Here is a 17,166-nt window from a genome sequence, read left to right as displayed (position 1 = left end):
TACAGGGATGTATTTACAGCGGTTCCGAGAATGAATACCCAGTGCCTCGCCGCCACGCTTGCCCAGGCTGGAAGCGGCCAAAGGCGGGCGAACAATCCGAGTTGGCTAAACCCTGAACATGCGTGGATAATGGCCGGCTGATTTAACCCTCAACACGAATCCAGCCGGTCCCCAGTGCTCAGCGAAAAAGACAAAGAATCCATCCAGAACGCCTACCGTCAGTTCCTCAACGGCCGCGAGCTCAAGGCGCGCTATGGCCAGAAACTGATGATTGCCGCCATCGCCCGTGCCCTCGGCGGAATCGAGCGCAACGGCGCCGGCGAGCGGGACCATGGCAAGACCGACGGCCAGCATATCTGCGTGGTCGAAGCGGGTACCGGTACCGGTAAAACCGTCTCCTACCTGCTCGCCGCAATTCCCATGGCCATTGCCCACGACAAAACCCTCGTCGTCTCCACCGCCACGGTGGCCCTGCAGGAACAGATCATCAACAAAGACCTGCCGGAACTGATTCGCCACTCGGGGCTCAAGTTCGAAGTCTCCCTCGCCAAGGGACGCGGGCGCTATATGTGCCTGTCCAAGCTGGACCAGCTGCTGACTGAGCTCACCTCCAGTGGCGTCGGTGCCTCCATGGCCCTGTACGAGGACGAAAAGCCTCAGGTGGACGACGTCGGTATCAAACTGTACCGGGAAATGGCGGACCAGCTTGCCACCGGCAGCTGGGATGGGGATCGGGACAACTGGAAAGACACCATCGAAGGCGAAGACTGGAGCCGGGTCACCACTGACCACCGCCAGTGCAGCGGTCGCCGCTGCCCTCACGTGGGCACCTGTAGCTTCTTCCGCGCCCGCGAGAGTCTGGGTAAAAGCCGGGTAATCGTTGCCAACCACGATCTGTTGCTGGCCGATCTCGCCCTGGGCGGCGGTGCGATCCTGCCGTCACCGGAAGAGTCCATCTATGTACTCGACGAGGCCCACCACCTGCCGGATAAAGCCCTGAATCACTTCGCCCACCACAGCCGCGTCGGTGCCACTACCGGCTGGCTGGATCAAGCGAATAAAAACCTCAGCCAGTTGCTGGGTGAGATAGGCGATGGCGCCGAGCTGGATCGGGCAGGGGAAGAGCTACCGGCACTGTTTACCGCCGCCAAGCAGAAGCTGGAAATGGCCTGGCCCTTGCTGGAAGACCTGTGTGAGTTCGACGAGGACCGTCGTGGCGGCGCTGGCGGGGGCCCCGGGCGCAGTGCCCGTCACCGCTTTGAGGGCGGTGTGGTGCCTGAATCCCTGATGCAGCTGGCCGACCAGCTGCGGGAGGATTTCGACGAAATGGAAGCGCTGCTGGGCAAAATGGTGCAGGTGGCACAGCGCATGATGGAAGACGCCCACAGCCCGGTACCCATTGTGGACCTGGAGCGCTGGTATCCGGTGCTGGGCAGCTGGCACGGTCGCGCAGAGGCCAACCTGGAGCTCTGGGCCAACTACTCGCGTGAGGATCAGGGCTCGGTGCCGCAAGCGCGCTGGGTCACCCTGGTGGACTGGGGTGGTTCCTTTGATTTCGAGGTGTGCAGCTCGCCGATTCTGGCAGGCAAGACCCTTGAGTACAGTTTGTGGCGACGCTGCTACGGCGCGGTGCTGACCTCGGCCACCCTCACTGCACTGGGCCGCTTTGATCGTCTCAAGATGCGTGCCGGTACCCCGGACAACGCCAGCTACGAGATAGTGCCCAGCCCGTTTGACTTCTCCCGCGCGGAGCTGCGGGTGCCCAGGGATGCGGTGGAGGCGAACAATGCTGACCTGCACACCGATGCAGTGATCGAGGCCCTGCCTGGCCTGTTGAGCGACAACGGGGAGGGCGGCAGCGGCGGTGCCCTGGTACTGTTTGCCTCCCGCCGGCAGATGGAAACCGTATACGAATCCCTGCCGGGTACCTGGCGCAACCGTATACTGATGCAGGGGCAACAGTCCCGTCAGCAGCTGCTGGACAGCCATAAAAAGAGTGTCGACAGTGGCGGACACAGCGTCTTGTTCGGTCTCGCCAGTTTTGCCGAGGGACTGGACCTGCCGGGGGACTACTGTCGCCAGGTGGTGATTGCCAAATTGCCCTTTGCGGTGCCGGATGATCCCATCGAGGCAGCGCTGGCCGAGTGGATTGAGGCCAAGGGGGGCAATCCATTTATGCAGATCACCGTGCCCGATGCCGCGCTCAAGCTGGTCCAGGCTTGCGGGCGCCTGTTGCGTACCGAGCGGGATAGTGGAGTGATTACCCTGCTTGACCGGCGTATCGTCACCAAGCGTTACGGACGTGCCATGCTGGATTCACTGCCGCCCTTCCGGCGTATGATCAACTGAACTTGTTGGAACCTATGAAGTCGATTTATCCCGATATCGCCACCCTGTTGCTGGAACTGGAAGCGGAGATGCGTGCCGTGGAGTTGTGGGACGCGCAGCCGCCGTCTGCAGAGGCGCTGGCCAGTACCCAGCCGTTCTGTGTCGATACCCTTACGCTGCCCCAATGGCTGCAATTTGTATTTCTGCCGCGCATGAGCAAGTTGGTCGAACTGGAACAGCCGCTACCGGGCAAATGTGGTATTGCCCCGATGGCGGAAGAGTATTTCAGTGGTACGGACCTGCCCATCGTGGGCCTTACCCGCAAACTGGCGGAGATCGATGAGCGGCTGGAGCGAAGCTGAGGGCATCGCTGTTTATCCGCTGTAGCACGTCAATTTATCCGAGAGCCGGTGCAGTCGTCCGGCGTATAGGGTAATATCCGGGCTTTAAAAATTCGGGCGAACATGGACTGCCCGAGCGATATACCGCCAGGATTACTTAAAAAAACAGCGCGCGGGGCTGGTTGCCCGCCCCTAAGGTAGTAATAAAACAGATGCGGTTTTTGCCTTCAATTTGCCTGTTATTGGCCGTACAACTGCTCGCCGGTTGCGAGAGCTTCCCCTCGGCCGGCCCTGAGAGCCCGGTTGCCGAGCCCCAGCTGCCCGCGGAAACACCCCTGGAACCGGGCCAGTGCCCGCCGGCGGAAACCGTGGTGTGCGCGGAGCCGGAAGTGAAAGTGGTGGAGCGGGTGATCGAGCGCAACTTTGAAAAAGTGGTCGAGGTTCCCGTAGCCAAAGACAAGCTGGTACTGGGTTCGGAAGAGTTCTTCACTGTGGAGCCGGGTGATATTCGCCTGCGCGCGCTGGTGGATACTGGTGCAGCCACCTGTTCCCTCAGTGTGCTCGAGCTGACCCGCTTCGAGCGCGATGGCAATGAGTGGGTGCGCTTCAAGCTGGGCGACGGCAGTGATGCCGAGCCGAAAAAAATCGAGTTGCCTATCAAGCGCCATGTGCGGGTAGCCCGTCCGGGTTTTGACCGTCAGCGTCGCCCGATCGTGGATATGAGCCTCACTGTGGGTGAAGTTACCCATATGGTAGAAGTGAACCTGGTGGAGCGCGGTGAATTCGAGTTCCCGCTGCTGGTAGGGCGTAACTTCCTCAAGGATGCGGCAGTGGTGGATGTCAGCCGCAAGCAGGTTCAGGGCAAGCCAAAACTCCCTTCCTTCAGTAAATAATTCCTCCGAAACGTGAAAATGTGGGCCGGTCACTGGCAGATCTTCCAGTAACCGGCAAAAATATGTGGCCACAAGCTACTTACAATCATTAATTGGGGAAATGGCGAATGTCGCCACGGGCTCAGGTCTATATTCTCGCCGCGCTGCTCGCTCTGATGGGCGCCGGCCTCACCATATACAAAAACGTCGAGCTGGGCTTCCCGCTGTTGCCGGGAGAGTACCGCACCGTGTGGACCATCGAGGCCAAGGTGCACTTCAATGCCGACGGCGGTCCGGTCAAGGCGGCGCTCACACTGCCGCGTGCCCAGCGCAATATGGAAGTGTTGGGGGAAACCTTCAGTTCATCCGGCTACGGCTTCAATGTTATCCGCGAAGATGACGAATACCGGGCTGTGTGGGCCAAGCGTCAGGCCTCCGGTGTGCAGTCCCTGTTTTATCAGCTGGATGTACACCAGACCCCGGGCGCGGCTCTGGAGCAGCCCCTGGACCTGAGTACCAAGGTCGTGGCCCCGCTACTGGGCGCGCGTGAGCAAGAAGCGGTGCGCCAGGCAATCTTCTCGCTGGTCGGTACTGCGCGGGAGCGATCCTCCGACACCCGCACCTTTACCTCAGAGTTGCTCACCGCCCTGGGAGACAATCGCAACCAGGACCGGAACCTGATCTTTGGTTATTACAAAGACCGCTCATTTGTGGATGTGGCCCTGCTGGTGCTGGCGGCGGCAGATATTCCCGCGCACCGGATTCGCGGTCTGTACCTGGAAGATGATCGCCGCCGGCTGGACCCGGAAGACTTGCTGGAGATCTACGATGGCAAGCGCTGGGTAGTGTTCGAGCCCCTCAGTGGATCCCCCGGTGTACCCAAGAACTTCTTTATCTGGCAGCGCGGCGGCAAGAGCCTGCTGGACGTAGAGGGCGGGCGCGATTCCGGGGTGACTTTCTCGGTAATCTCCAACGATGTACCGGCCCGGGATGTGGCCATGCTGAGCACCAGCCAGGAAAAAGAAGCCCTGGTGGATTTCTCCATTTACAGCCTGCCAATCGAGCAGCAGAGCATTTTCAAGCTGATTTTGCTGGTGCCGGTCGGGGCGCTGGTGGTGGTGCTGCTGCGGGTATTTGTGGGACTGCGGACCTCCGGCACCTTTATGCCGGTACTGCTGGCCATCGCCTTTATCGAAACCCAGCTGTTTACCGGTCTCGCCATTTTCGTACTGATCCTGATCCTCGGTCTGTGGATCCGCTTCTATCTCAGCAGGCTCAACTTGCTCCTTGTGGCGAGGATCGCCGCCGTCGTAGTGACGGTGGTGATCCTGATGGGGGCGATCAGTGTGGTGAGTTACAAGCTCGGTATCGAGCAGGCACTTACAGTTACGTTCTTCCCCATGATCATTCTCGCTTGGACCATCGAGCGTATGTCCATCGTGTGGGAAGAGGATGGCCCCTACGAAGTGGTGATACAGGCCGGTGGCAGCCTGCTGGTTGCGGTTCTCGCCTGGTGGGTGATGACCAACCGCTATATCGAGCACTGGACCTTTAATTTCCCGGAACTGCTGCTGGTGCTCCTGGGCTTCATCATGATCGTCGGCAACTACACTGGATTCCGGCTCGGTGAACTGGCGCGGTTCCGCCAGCTGGTGCGCTGATGCAGCTTCCGTCCTTCTTACGCGGCGGGCTGGTTTCGCCCTTTCAACTGCGCAAGCTTGGCGTGCTGGGCATGAACGCGCGCAATGTGCACTACATTGCGCGCTACAACGATCGCGATAAATATCCCATTGTCGACGACAAGCTCAACACCAAGCGCCAAGCCAAGCGTTATCGTATTCCGGTCCCCGAACTGATTGCCGCATTCGAGACCCAACCCAGCCGCACGCGCGTGATGGAAGTCATCGACCCGCTGGAAAAATTTGTGATCAAGCCCGCCAGGGGGTCCGGTGGCAAGGGGATCCTGGTGATTGTGGGACGGGATGGTGATGAATACCTGAAGCCTTCCGGCAGCAAAGTCACTGCGCTGGATATCCAGCGTCACGTCAGCAATATTCACAGTGGTCTCTACAGCCTGGGCGGCAAGCCCGACCGGGTAATGATCGAGGCGCTGGTGGATTTCGACCCGGTTTTCGACAAATACTCCTTCGAGGGGGTGCCGGATATCCGGGTGATCGTATTCCGCGGTTTTCCAGTGATGGCGATGCTGCGTTGCTCTACCCACGACTCCGATGGCAAGGCGAACCTGCACCAGGGCGCGGTCGGTGTAGGGGTGGATCTCGCCACGGGTAAATCCTGCCACGCCGTTCAGCGGGGCATTCGTATCGACAAGCATCCGGATACGGATATGCGATTTTCCGATCTGGTCGTGCCGGGCTGGCAGGAACTTGTGCGCCTGGCGGCCAGTTGCTATGAAATGACCGGACTCGGCTATCTGGGCTGCGATATCGTGCTCGATCGCAAACGCGGCCCTCTGTTGCTGGAGGCGAATGCGCGCCCTGGGTTAGCCATCCAGATTGCCAATGGCGTGGGTCTGCGTACACGACTCGAACATATTGAAAAGATGGATCTGGAGCAGCTGGAAAAAAATGTGGAAGAGCGGGTGGCTTACTCCATGGATTATTTCTCAGCGCGTCCTCTGACCTAGGCCATACCTGTCGATAAGGCTTTGGTGCGGAGAAAAATGGCGAGCCAAAAGGCTCGCCATTTTTTTATCTGTGGAAAGCTGTGGATTGTTGATGGAATGGATGCCTGCCGGGCAACACGTACAAAGCTATTCCGCACTTCCCCGATTACGTGTGACTAGACTGACGGAACTGATATCCGGCGCCCCGCCTTGAACAGCCTGAATCTTATCCTACAGTAAGGGGTGTTTTTAGATTACATCTGAGGGTTGAAAGCATGGAAGCAAAATTACGTCAAAAAACGGGCTTCCTGCATGGGATGATCGCGATCATTTTATTGAGTGGTTTTACTGCCAAGTCTTTCGCGCAGGAATCTCAAAGTGAGAAGGACACGTTGGGCACCTTTGCCGGCAGCCTGCTGATGGCGAGCGATTACATGTTTCGCAGTATTTCCAATTCCAATGGTCGCCCTCAGGTACAGGGGGATTTCAACTGGTCCCACGATGGTGGGCTGTATTTGGGCCTCTGGGCGTCAAACACGGATTTTGGCGGCAATGGTAACAGTATGGAGATTGATCCATACATCGGGTTTACCAAAGATATTGGCGACAGCGGTTTCAATTTTGATATCGGATACTGGAGCTACAACTATCCCGGCTCTGAATTCAGTCTGGATTACGCCGAGGTATACACCTATCTCAATTACTCCAAAGAAAAATTCTCTGCCAGTCCCAGTGTCTGGTGGACGGATAACTATTTTGGCGATGATTTTCTCGACGGCGTTTCCGCGCTCGCGTATGAAATAACACTTGGCTACGAAGTGTGCCCGGGGCTGACGCCGTCACTGCGTGTTGGCGAGCAGACGTTTGGCTCCGGTTACGACAACCTGGATTTCACCTACTGGGATATCGGTGTGGACTATGTGGTGGATGAATGGAGCTTCGGGCTGCGCTGGTACGATACCGATGGTGTGAATCCCTTTCTTGCGAATCCGAAGCTGACCGATGGTGATGTCGTCATCGGTGTTACCCGCAGTTTCTAGACGTTTCCCATGGTTTTTAGGTGCTTGTAGATTTTAGGAGTCTCTCCAGAGGCGAGAGGAAAGGATGCCGGATATGGACGATCAGTTACTCTGGATTCACGGTGAGTATGTGGCGCCGGAAACAAGCCAATTTTTTGACACCATCAACCCCGCCACCGGCAAGGTCATCTGCCGCGTTGCGGAAGCCGGACAGACTGAAGTGGACAAGGCCGTCGCGTCAGCAAAGCGCGGACAGGCTGAATGGTCGGCGCTGAGTGGTGCCGAGCGCGGTCGTGTACTGGTCAAAGCGGCCCAGCTGTTGCGGGATAACTGTGACGAGCTGGCGCGCCTCGAGTCCCTGGATGGCGGCAAACCCCTGGCGGAAACCCCCGAAGCCGATATTGGCTCGGCAGCTGATTGCCTTGAGTTTTTCGGGGGGCAGGCCGCGTCACTGCAAGGGGAATACCAGGCTGTCCCGGGAGGTTTTTTCTACACCCGGCCCGAGCCGATTGGTGTGTGCGCGGGCATCGGTGCATGGAATTATCCCATCCAGATCGCCGCCTGGAAGTCCGCTCCCGCACTGGCCGCCGGCAATGCCATGGTCTTCAAGCCCGCAGAACTGACCCCACTATCGGCATTGAAACTGGCTGAAATCTACAAGCAGGCGGGACTGCCCGACGGGGTATTCAATGTAGTCCAGGGGATGGCGGACACGGGCAAAATGCTCACTGCGCACCCGGGGATTGCCAAGGTTTCACTCACCGGGGAAGTGGGTACCGGCAAGGCAGTGATGCGTGCGGCGGCGGACTCCCTGAAAAGCGTGACCCTTGAATTGGGGGGCAAGTCGCCGCTGATTGTGTTCGAAGACGCAGATCTGGACAACGCGGTTGGCGCGGCACTGCTTGGTAATTTTTATACCCAGGGACAGATTTGTACCAACAGCACCCGAGTGTTTGTACACGAATCGGTTCGCGAGAAATTTGTGGATAAGCTGGTGGCCCGCACCAGAAAACTCAAACTGGGGGATCCTTTGGATCCGGATACCGACGTGGGGCCGATGATCAGCGCGGATCATATGGCCGGAGTTCTGGGTTATATCGAAAAAGGTAAGCAGGAAGGTGGCAAGCTTTTGATCGGTGGTGGGCGCGCCACAGTCGCGGGCTGTGAAGGGGGGAACTTTGTCGAGCCCACCATCTTTGATGGACTCGACGATAAGATGACGATTGTACGGGAGGAGATCTTCGGCCCGGTGCTGTCATTGCTCGGCTTTGGTTCCGAGGACGAAGTGATTGAACGGGCCAACCAGACGGAGTTCGGGCTTGCCGGCGGTGTATTTACCAAAGACATTCAGCGCGCCCACCGCATCGCTGATCGCCTGGATGCAGGAATCGTGTGGATCAATGCTTATAACCTGACCCCGGTTGAAATGCCGTTCGGCGGTTTCAAGCAGTCGGGCATTGGCAAGGAAAACAGTCGCCGCGCCTTCGAACACTACACCAAACTCAAGACGGTTTACGTGGCCGAAGGCGATGTAGAGGCACCATATTGAATCAGCGCTGCGGGGACTTCTCCCGCTGGCTGGTTTGCCAACCCTCTGCGGTATAGCTGTCGGCATCGGATGGTGCCAGCATACCCTTTCCGCGAATATGGTCTGCTCCCTTTTCACCGATCATGATGGTGGGCGCATTCAGGTTGCCGTTGGTGACCGAGGGCATGATGGAGGAATCGACCACTCGCAGGTTCTCCACTCCGCGTACCCGGCACTCCGGATCCACCACGGCCATGTCATCTGTCCCCATTCGGCAGCTACCTGCGGGGTGGTAAGCGGTTTCAGCGGACTCCGCTACCCAGTTATCAATCTCATCGTTGCTCTGGACATCATTGCCAGGTTCAATTTCGCGACCGCGGTAGGGATCCATGGCCGCCTGGGCAAAGATTTCCCGGGTAAAATGCAGTCCTGCACGGAATGCCTGCTTGTCTTCTTCCCGGTCCAGATAGTTAAAGAACATTTCCGGCTGTTGCCGTGGATCGGTGGATTTCAGTTTCACCCAGCCGCGACTGAGTGGCTTGTTGCAGCCAAGATGTGCCTGGAAACCGTGTCCTTTGACCGCGCTGGAGCCGTCGTAGGCGATGGCGCCGGCGAGGAAGTGATACTGAATATCCGGCCATTCCAGCCCCTCGCGACTGCGGATATAGCCGTTGGATTCGAAATGGTTGGAGGCACCCAGGCCGCGCTTGAACAGCAACCACTGGAGACCGATCCTGGCCTTGGAGAGGGGGCCGAGCACCCCGTTCAGGGTGATGTTCTGGGTGCACTCCTGCTGTACCCAGACTTCCAGGTGATCGTGCAGGTTTTGTCCCACACCGGGCAGGTCGTGCACCACTTCAATCCCGTGTTCTTGCAGGTGCGCTGCGGGGCCGATACCGGAAAGCATTAACAGCTTGGGGGAGTTGAACGCACTTGCGGAGAGGATGACCTCACGTTTCGCGCGTGCGCGGAACGTTTTTCCGTGCTGTTCGTATTCTACGCCGATGGCTTTCTTACCCTCCATGATTACCCGGGTGGTAAGCGCGTGCATCTTCAGTTCGAGGTTGCGACGCTGCAGGGCGGGCTTGAGATAGGCGAGGGCGGTAGAGCAGCGGACGCCATCGCGTACCGACATGTCCATGCGTCCAAAACCTTCCTGGCGATAGCCGTTGTAATCCTCGGTGTAGCCGTAGCCCGCCTGTTTGCCCGCCTCGATAAAAGCCCGGTAAAGCGGGTTTTGCATATTGTTACCGTTACAGGCAGTGATGGGCCCCTCGCCACCGCGGTAGTCATCCTCCCCGTACACACAGGTTTCCGAGCGCCTGAAATACGGTAGTACATCGGCGTATGCCCACCCGTTTGCCCCCAGTTGCGCCCACTCTTCGTAATCGCCTTTGCAGCCGCGTACGAATGCCATGCCATTGATGGACGACGAGCCGCCAATGACCTTGCCCCGAGCCTGATGAATTCGCTTGCCCTTTAAACCCGGTTCCGGCTCGGTGTAAAACTCCCAGTCGTACTTCGGCATATTGAGCGGGATCGACAGCGCCGTAGGCATACGGATGAAAATCGAATTGTCTTTGCCACCGAACTCCAGCAACAGCACGCTGGTGTCCCGATCCTCGGAGAGGCGACTGGCGACGACGGCACCGGCGGAGCCGGCGCCAACCACGATATAATCGAAAATCTGGTCAAAATGGGTTTCGGTCATTTCAGTTCTCACGCAGGGCCGGGTTCATCTTCCTCACCGGGGGTGCGAGTGGCGAGCTCGCGGCGCATGTGCAGGTATTGGAGATGCGCTTCGAAGTGATCGACGATATCGCCAATCACCTGCTCGCGGGTGTAGCCCATGAGGTCGTAAGTGAGGCCGCCTTCGCGCAGATGCGGTTCAAGCCGGAAATAACTGGATCGGGGCTTCTCTGCACGCAGGGTGAATGCCGGCATAGAGCATTGCCGTGGCCACACCTGATAGGTGAAGTCGACTTCTGTGCCGAGTGTTACATCCAGCGAAAGGTGCAGGTCATCACCGCTGCCCTCGGAAATATCAACCGGATAGCCCTTCTCAGACAGTTCTTCTTTTACCGCCTCGAAAGCGGGGCGCACAGTGCGCTCGATAAACTGCTCTAACTGCTTGAAGGTAGGAAAACTGATTGCCCGGGAAAGCCGCTGGCTCCAGTTGCTGTGTCCTTCACGGGATACGGTTCGTCCTGACAAATGGCCGGACAATGCATCTTGCATACTGGCGGATTTAAGGCCTTCCAGACGCAGTGCTTTGGAGAGCCCAAGCATCATCAGAATCAGGACGAAAGCAAATGGCAGTCCCATGATTACCACGGCACTCTGCAGTGCTGCCAAACCATCGGTCATCAACAACGCCAGGGTAACGATGCCGATGATGGAAGCCCACAGCACGCGCATCCATGGCGGCGCATCGTGATTCGGGTCTTCGAGTCGACAGGTGAGGTTGGATAGCACCAGCGAACCGGAGTCGCCGGAGGTCACGAAGAACACAATGGAGAGAATGGTGACCGCGATGGTGGTCAGCGTGGTCCAGGGCATCTGTTCCAGGAACAGGTAAATGGCAGAACCGGGGTTTGCCGTGGCTTCCTTGCCAAACTCTGCCGCTCCCCCCAGTACCATGTCGATAGCAGCGTTACCCATAATTGCCATCCACGCCGCCATAAACATAAATGGCAGTATCAGTGTGCCGGCAACAAACGAACGAATGGTACGGCCGCGGGAGATACGCGCGAGAAACAGTCCCACGAACGGTCCCCAGGCAATCCACCAGGCCCAGAAAAAGATGGTCCAGGCGTTGAGCCAGTCTTGTGGTGGATCAAAGGCAAACGTATTGAAGGAAAGCTCGACAAAATGCTGGATGTAATCGCCGAGATTGGTCACAAACGCATCCAATAGAAACCGCGTTTTACCGCTGAGTAACACGAACAGCATAAGCGCGATGGCGAGCAGCATATTGAATTCAGACAAGCGTCGGATGCCACGCTCAACCCCGGTAGCTGCGGAGATGGCCGCAAACACCACGATGAGCACTGCGAGCACTGCCTGCGTCGCAGTGCCCTCGGGAACGCCGAACATATACTTCAGCCCGAAATTTAACTGGATGATGCCAATCCCCAGGCTGGTGGCGACACCAAATACCGTGCCCAGCACTGCGGCAATATCCACGGAGGTCCCGATCGGGCCGTAAATACGCTTGCCAAACAAGGGATAGAGCGCGGAGCGAATGGTCAGGGGCAGGCCGTGGCGATAACTGAAAAACGCCAGTGACATGCCCACCAGTGTGTAGACACCCCAGCCCGATAATCCCCAGTGCAGGAAGGTGAGGGCCATTGCCTGACGGGCGGCTTCCACCGTACCGCCATCGCCGGTTGGCGGGGCTGTGAACTGGGTCAGCGGCTCGACAATACAGTAGAAAATCAGGTCGATGCCGATACCTGCGGCGAACAACATGGCCGCCCAGGTGACGACATTGAACTCGGGCTCTGCATGGTCTGGTCCTAGTTTGATATCACCGTATTTAGACAGTGCGATAACGATCACGAAAATGAGGTAAGCGACGATCGCAAGAAAGTAAAACCAACCGAAGCTGCCAGAAATCCATGCCAGGAGACCGTAGATAACATTGCCCGCTTGCTCGGTAAAAAACATGGCCCACAGGGAAAAGAGCGTGATGCCAATAACGGAGCTGTAAAACACCTGTGGCTTGAGGCGTGCCTCTTCAGCGGTGGCTTTGGATGAATTCTCCGAAGACTTTGGGTTATGCATAGACTTGGCCCGGTTTGCTTGGGGGCGGCAGAAAAAGGTTGTCCTCAGGATAGTCCATGCACCGTTGGTGAACGCGCCAGCTTAAGGAGCGCCGCGCCCCGAATGCTAACGGAGCGGGTAAAAAGCGCGATCCGCTGGAAATCGGAATGATATGGGAGGAGGCGGGAAGAGAAAGAGAAGGAACGCGGGGGCTTGTGCCCCCGCCGGTGTCGCTATCGAATATCGATCGGCTTATGACAGCTGGCTGATTTCCTCCAGCTGTTGCTGCAGGCGAGAGCGGGCGCTCTCGAATTCGACCAGTCTATCCTTTTCCTTGTTGACCACCGCTTCCGGTGCCTTGTCGACAAACTTGGGGTTGTTCAGCTTGCCGTTAACTCGCGCAATTTCTTTATCCAGCTTATCGATTTCTTTTTGCAGACGCGCGCTTTCTGCGGCCACGTCTATCAGGCCGGCCATCGGTACCAGCAGTTCCAGGTCGCCTACCAGTGCGGTGGAGGAAGCGGGCGCAGTGGCACCTTGTTCCAGCCATTCGATGGACTCCAGGCTGGCCAGCTTGGTCAGCAAGCTGCGGGTCTGCTTCAGCAGGTCTTCATCCCGCTCGGACCCATTGCGCAGAATCAGCGGAATTTTCTTCGCCGGGGAGATATTCATCTCTCCGCGAATATTGCGCACACCCTCGATCACGCCCTTGAGCCAGGCGATAGCGGCTTCGGCATTTTCATCAATACGGTGTTCGTTGGCTTCCGGGTAAGGCTGCAACATGATGGTGTCGCCGGTCTTGCCCGCCCGTTCCTTAACCCGCTGCCAGATCTCCTCGGTGATATACGGCATCAGCGGGTGCAGCAGGCGCAGGATGGTTTCCAATACGCGGATCAGGGTGCGGCGTGTGCCTTTCTTCACCGCGTAGCTGGCATTGTCATCCCACAATACCGGCTTGGACAGTTCCAGATACCAGCTGCAGTACTCACCCCAGATAAAGTCGTACAGCGCCTGGGAGGCGAGGTCGAAGCGGTAGCTATCCACCGCTTCTTTTACGCTGATCTCAGTGCGCTGCAGCAGGGAGATGATCCAGCGGTCGGCAATGGACAGCTCGAAATCATCGCTGCCGTCCTGGCCGCAGTCGTGGCCGTCGCAGTTCTGCAGCACGTAGCGGGATGCGTTCCAGATCTTGTTGCAGAAGTTACGGAAGCCCTCGATACGACCCACGTCGAACTTGATGTCGCGGCCGGTGGAGGCCAGCGAGTAATAGGTGTAGCGCAGCGCGTCGGTGCCGTAGGCGGCGAGTCCTTCCGGGAATTCCTTGCGGGTCTGCTTTTCGATCTTCTCGCGCAGGTGTGGCTGCATCATGCCGGTGGTGCGCTTGGCCACCAGGCTTTCCAGGTCGATACCGTCGATCAGGTCGATGGGGTCGAGGACGTTGCCCTTGGATTTGGACATCTTCTGGCCGTGGCTATCGCGCACCAGGCCGTGCACATAGACGGTGTGGAAGGGCACTTCCTTCTTGAAGTACAGGGTCAGCATCATCATGCGTGCGACCCAGAAGAAAATGATATCGAAGCCGGTGACCAGCACGCTCGTCGGGTGGAATGCCGCCAGTTCCGGGGTCTCTTCCGGCCAGCCCAGGGTACCGAAAGTCCACAGGCCGGAGGAGAACCAGGTATCGAGTACGTCGTCGTCCTGACGAAGTTCGATATCGCCCAGGTTGTGCTTCTCGCGAACTTCTTCCTCGCTGCGGCCAACGTAGACCTTGCCATCGTTGTCGTACCAAGCGGGAATGCGGTGACCCCACCACAGCTGGCGGGAGATACACCAGTCCTGGATATCGCGCATCCAGGAGAAGTACATGTTCTCGTAGTTCTTGGGCACGAATTCCACGCGGCCGTCTTCCACCACCTTGATGGCTTCTTCTGCCAGCGGCTGGGTTTTCACATACCACTGATCGGTGAGCCACGGCTCGATAACTACGCCGGAGCGGTCGCCACGGGGTACTTTCAACGTATGCGGTTCGATTTTTTCCAGGCAGCCGAGGGCATCCAGGTCGTCGACGATCTGCTGGCGCGCCGCAAAGCGCTCCATACCGCGGTATTTTTCCGGCACGTTGTCGTTCAGGTTAGCGTCCTGGTCGAGGATGTTGATCATCTCGAGGTTGTGGCGCTGGCCCATCTCGTAGTCGTTGAAGTCGTGCGCGGGGGTGATCTTCACACAGCCGGTACCGAACTCGAGGTCAACATAGTCGTCGGCAATAATCGGAATCTCGCGATCCGCCAGGGGCAGCTTGATGGTTTTGCCGATCAGGTGCTTGTAGCGCTCGTCTTCCGGGTGCACAGCAACCGCGGTATCGCCGAGCATGGTCTCGGGGCGGGTGGTGGCAACGACAAGGTGACCACTGCCGTCTGACAGGGGGTAGCGGAAGTGCCACAGGTGGCCCTGTTCTTCTTCGTTCAGCACTTCCAGATCGGAAATCGCGGTGTGCAGTTTCGGGTCCCAGTTCACCAGGCGCTTGCCGCGGTAGATCAGGTCATCTTCGTACAGGCGGATGAAGACTTCCTGTACGGCCTTGTAGAAGCCATCGTCCATGGTGAAGCGCTCGCGAGACCAGTCCGGACTGGCACCGAGGCGACGCAGCTGGCGGGTAATATTGCCGCCGGACTCTTCCTTCCATTCCCACACTTTCTCGATGAACTTGTCGCGGCCCAGTTCGTGGCGGGACTTGCCTTCCGCAGCCAGTAAACGCTCAACCACCATCTGGGTGGCGATACCGGCGTGGTCGGTGCCCACTTGCCACAGGGTGTTGTTGCCCTTCATACGGTGGTAGCGGATCAGGGCGTCCATGATGGATTCCTGGAAGCCATGGCCCATATGCAGGCTGCCGGTGACGTTCGGCGGCGGGATCATGATGCTGTAAGGATCGGCTTCGGTATCACCGGACGGCTTGAAATAGCCGTTTTCTTCCCAGGTTTTGTACCACTGCTGTTCGATGGCGTTGGGCTGGTATGTCTTGTCCATGCGCGGGGGAATGCCTTGCTTTGAATCGCTTTGCCGCCCGGGGCCGGATACACGGTCACACCGGGGCGATGAAATGAATGGATGAGTATATAAAAAGGGGCGGAATTATACCGCCGGGGCCGGTCTGGGCAAAAGGTTGCCGGGGATTTCGTGGATCGGCGGCTCGAATCAATTCGAAACGTTGATCGATTGGCCGAGCCCTGTCACTCGGCGTCGAGTTCTTCCGGATAGATTTCATTCACCATCCGGGTGATATTGATGCGTAACTGGCGTTCCAGTTCGGGCAGCTGTTCGGCCATCAGCTGTTCGATGAGGCGCTCGCGATCGCTGGGACCGGACGCTTGTTCTTCGCCTGAGCCCTCGGGTTGCGTGTCCTGCGGCACCGGTGGCGTATCGGGCGCTTCCTCTATGGAGGGCTTGGCCTCTTCTGGTGCTGATTCGGGCTCCGGGCGGGGAATCCTGCCGCCAGTGAGGCGCGCGCGGATGTGCGGTGGCAGGAAGGGGTTTTCTGACAACGCGGCCGGCAGCGGTTTCTGCTTGGTCTGGCTTTTAGGCTCGGTCGTCGGTGTGTTGGCGGCGGAGGCGGGTTCTGCCTCGACCTTCTTCTCTACCGCCGTTTCCGGCATCGCTTTGGCAGGCTTTTGCTGGGAATCGAAGAGTCCGGGCTGGAATTCTTCCCGTGGTGAGTCGCCATTGCTCTCTTTGTGGCCAGGCTGCGCTTCAGTGGTGGTTTTTGCCTGGATGCCTTCACTCTCTACAGGTGAGGGTTTGTTGTCGGCGACCGGGCCGTTGCTGCGCGGCAGGTTTTGCAGTGGGCGCAGGAGTTCCCGGTCGGCATCGCTCAGCAGCGGTGCGTATTCCTCCGCGGGCTCCTCATCCACCGGGCTGAACAGGATGGGCAGATCAGCCTCTTGCAGCGGACGCGGGGGCGCTACGGGTGCACGCTGTGGCTCTGGTGCCGGCGGCGTGCTTTTGGGTTGTTCGGGTTGTTTTGCTCCGGCGACCTGGTCGAGCAGTGGAATATCCGCTTCCATATCGCTGCCGAGCAGCTCCCGCAGGGAATTGAGCTCATTGAGTAGCTCGTTCGGGGGCTGGCCGTGGCGATGCTTTCTGTTTTTCTTGCGACCGGACATGGAGCTGGCTTTCGTTTCCGCTGGGGTCAGTTGGGTATCTTGTGTGATTGTAACGGATATCCCCTGTCACGGAAGTGACTGTATCGCGTTCTCGAGCGGGCGAGGGAGTCCGGGTGCTGGCAGACGATTTCTGCGAGGCGATCAAACTGGCTGAACCAAGTGGGGATTTCACTGCGCAGGTTGATGAGCAGACCGTGGTGCTGGGCGGGGTCTTCGCCGCTGTTGATCTCGATTGCGGCCTGCTGGTCCAGGTTCTGGGGCGCGTGGGGCAGGAAGCTGTCTTCGCGGAAAGTCCACAGGAGCTCGTCCAGTTGCTGTACCTGTTGCTCGCCATCGACGGCAATCAGTACGTGCAGGCCATTACGAAAGGCCTTTTCAGCGAGGCGACAGGCGAAAACCGGGATTTCATCTTGGTTTTCGGAGGGTAGGACGTAGAAATCGATTCGGGTCATATGGTTTGCAACGGAGCCCAGAAGTTTAATGCGAAGGTGCCGATGCCGGGTGCAGCTTTGCGAGACCTTCTAAAA

General features: G+C 58.2%; 12 protein-coding genes. 7 read left to right on the top strand and 5 right to left on the bottom strand.

Annotated features, from left to right (window positions below; translation table 11 throughout):
• Positions 1-174: 174 nt before the first annotated feature.
• From dinG to betB, 7 genes are all read left to right on the top strand, one after another.
• Positions 175-2,349 carry an ATP-dependent DNA helicase DinG gene (gene dinG / locus B4U49_RS04845; protein WP_078083451.1) on the top strand — a complete coding sequence of 725 codons (2,175 nt, stop codon included), beginning with the start codon at positions 175-177 and terminating at the stop codon, positions 2,347-2,349.
• Between the two features lie 14 nt (positions 2,350-2,363).
• Positions 2,364-2,690, top strand: a complete 327-nt coding sequence (locus B4U49_RS04840) for a YqcC family protein (RefSeq protein WP_078083450.1) — start codon at positions 2,364-2,366, stop codon at positions 2,688-2,690.
• 191 nt (positions 2,691-2,881) lie between these two features.
• Positions 2,882-3,562 carry an ATP-dependent zinc protease family protein gene (locus tag B4U49_RS04835; protein WP_078083449.1) on the top strand — a complete coding sequence of 227 codons (681 nt, stop codon included), beginning with the start codon at positions 2,882-2,884 and terminating at the stop codon, positions 3,560-3,562.
• Positions 3,563-3,669: 107 nt separating this feature from the next.
• Positions 3,670-5,202, top strand: coding sequence for an inactive transglutaminase family protein (locus B4U49_RS04830; RefSeq protein WP_078083448.1), 1,533 nt, complete (start codon positions 3,670-3,672; stop codon positions 5,200-5,202).
• Positions 5,202-6,188 (top strand): alpha-L-glutamate ligase-like protein, encoded by a 987-nt coding sequence (locus B4U49_RS04825; protein WP_078083447.1) that lies wholly within the window; start codon positions 5,202-5,204, stop codon positions 6,186-6,188. Before B4U49_RS04830 ends, B4U49_RS04825 begins: the two co-directional genes overlap by 1 nt.
• 254 nt (positions 6,189-6,442) lie before the next feature.
• Positions 6,443-7,207 (top strand): TorF family putative porin, encoded by a 765-nt coding sequence (locus B4U49_RS04820; RefSeq protein ID WP_078083446.1) that lies wholly within the window; start codon positions 6,443-6,445, stop codon positions 7,205-7,207.
• A gap of 73 nt (positions 7,208-7,280) precedes the next feature.
• Positions 7,281-8,735, top strand: a complete 1,455-nt coding sequence (gene betB / locus B4U49_RS04815) for a betaine-aldehyde dehydrogenase (protein WP_078083452.1) — start codon at positions 7,281-7,283, stop codon at positions 8,733-8,735.
• 1 nt (position 8,736) lies between these two features.
• On the opposite strand, the gene betA is transcribed toward betB, so the two are convergent.
• From betA to B4U49_RS04790, 5 genes are all read right to left on the bottom strand, one after another.
• The gene (gene betA, locus B4U49_RS04810; protein WP_078083445.1) at positions 8,737-10,425 is read right to left on the bottom strand and encodes a choline dehydrogenase; all 1,689 of its coding nucleotides are present in this window, start codon (positions 10,423-10,425) and stop codon (positions 8,737-8,739) included.
• Positions 10,426-10,433: 8 nt separating this feature from the next.
• Positions 10,434-12,500: a choline BCCT transporter BetT gene (gene betT, locus B4U49_RS04805; RefSeq protein ID WP_078083444.1), complete on the bottom strand. Its 2,067-nt coding sequence runs from the start codon at positions 12,498-12,500 to the stop codon at positions 10,434-10,436.
• A gap of 231 nt (positions 12,501-12,731) precedes the next feature.
• Positions 12,732-15,506: a valine--tRNA ligase gene (locus B4U49_RS04800; RefSeq protein ID WP_078083443.1), complete on the bottom strand. Its 2,775-nt coding sequence runs from the start codon at positions 15,504-15,506 to the stop codon at positions 12,732-12,734.
• A 203-nt stretch (positions 15,507-15,709) separates the two neighbouring features.
• Positions 15,710-16,639 carry a hypothetical protein gene (locus tag B4U49_RS04795; RefSeq protein WP_078083442.1) on the bottom strand — a complete coding sequence of 310 codons (930 nt, stop codon included), beginning with the start codon at positions 16,637-16,639 and terminating at the stop codon, positions 15,710-15,712.
• Positions 16,640-16,665: 26 nt separating this feature from the next.
• Complete coding sequence (locus tag B4U49_RS04790; RefSeq protein ID WP_078083441.1) at positions 16,666-17,091, bottom strand: DNA polymerase III subunit chi; 426 nt, start codon at positions 17,089-17,091, stop codon at positions 16,666-16,668.
• Positions 17,092-17,166: the final 75 nt, after the last annotated feature.

Origin of the sequence: Microbulbifer mangrovi, from assembly GCF_002009015.1 — a bacterium.
GTDB classification, from domain to species: Bacteria; Pseudomonadota; Gammaproteobacteria; order Pseudomonadales; family Cellvibrionaceae; genus Microbulbifer; species Microbulbifer mangrovi.
This window is presented reverse-complemented; position numbering and strand designations above follow the sequence as displayed.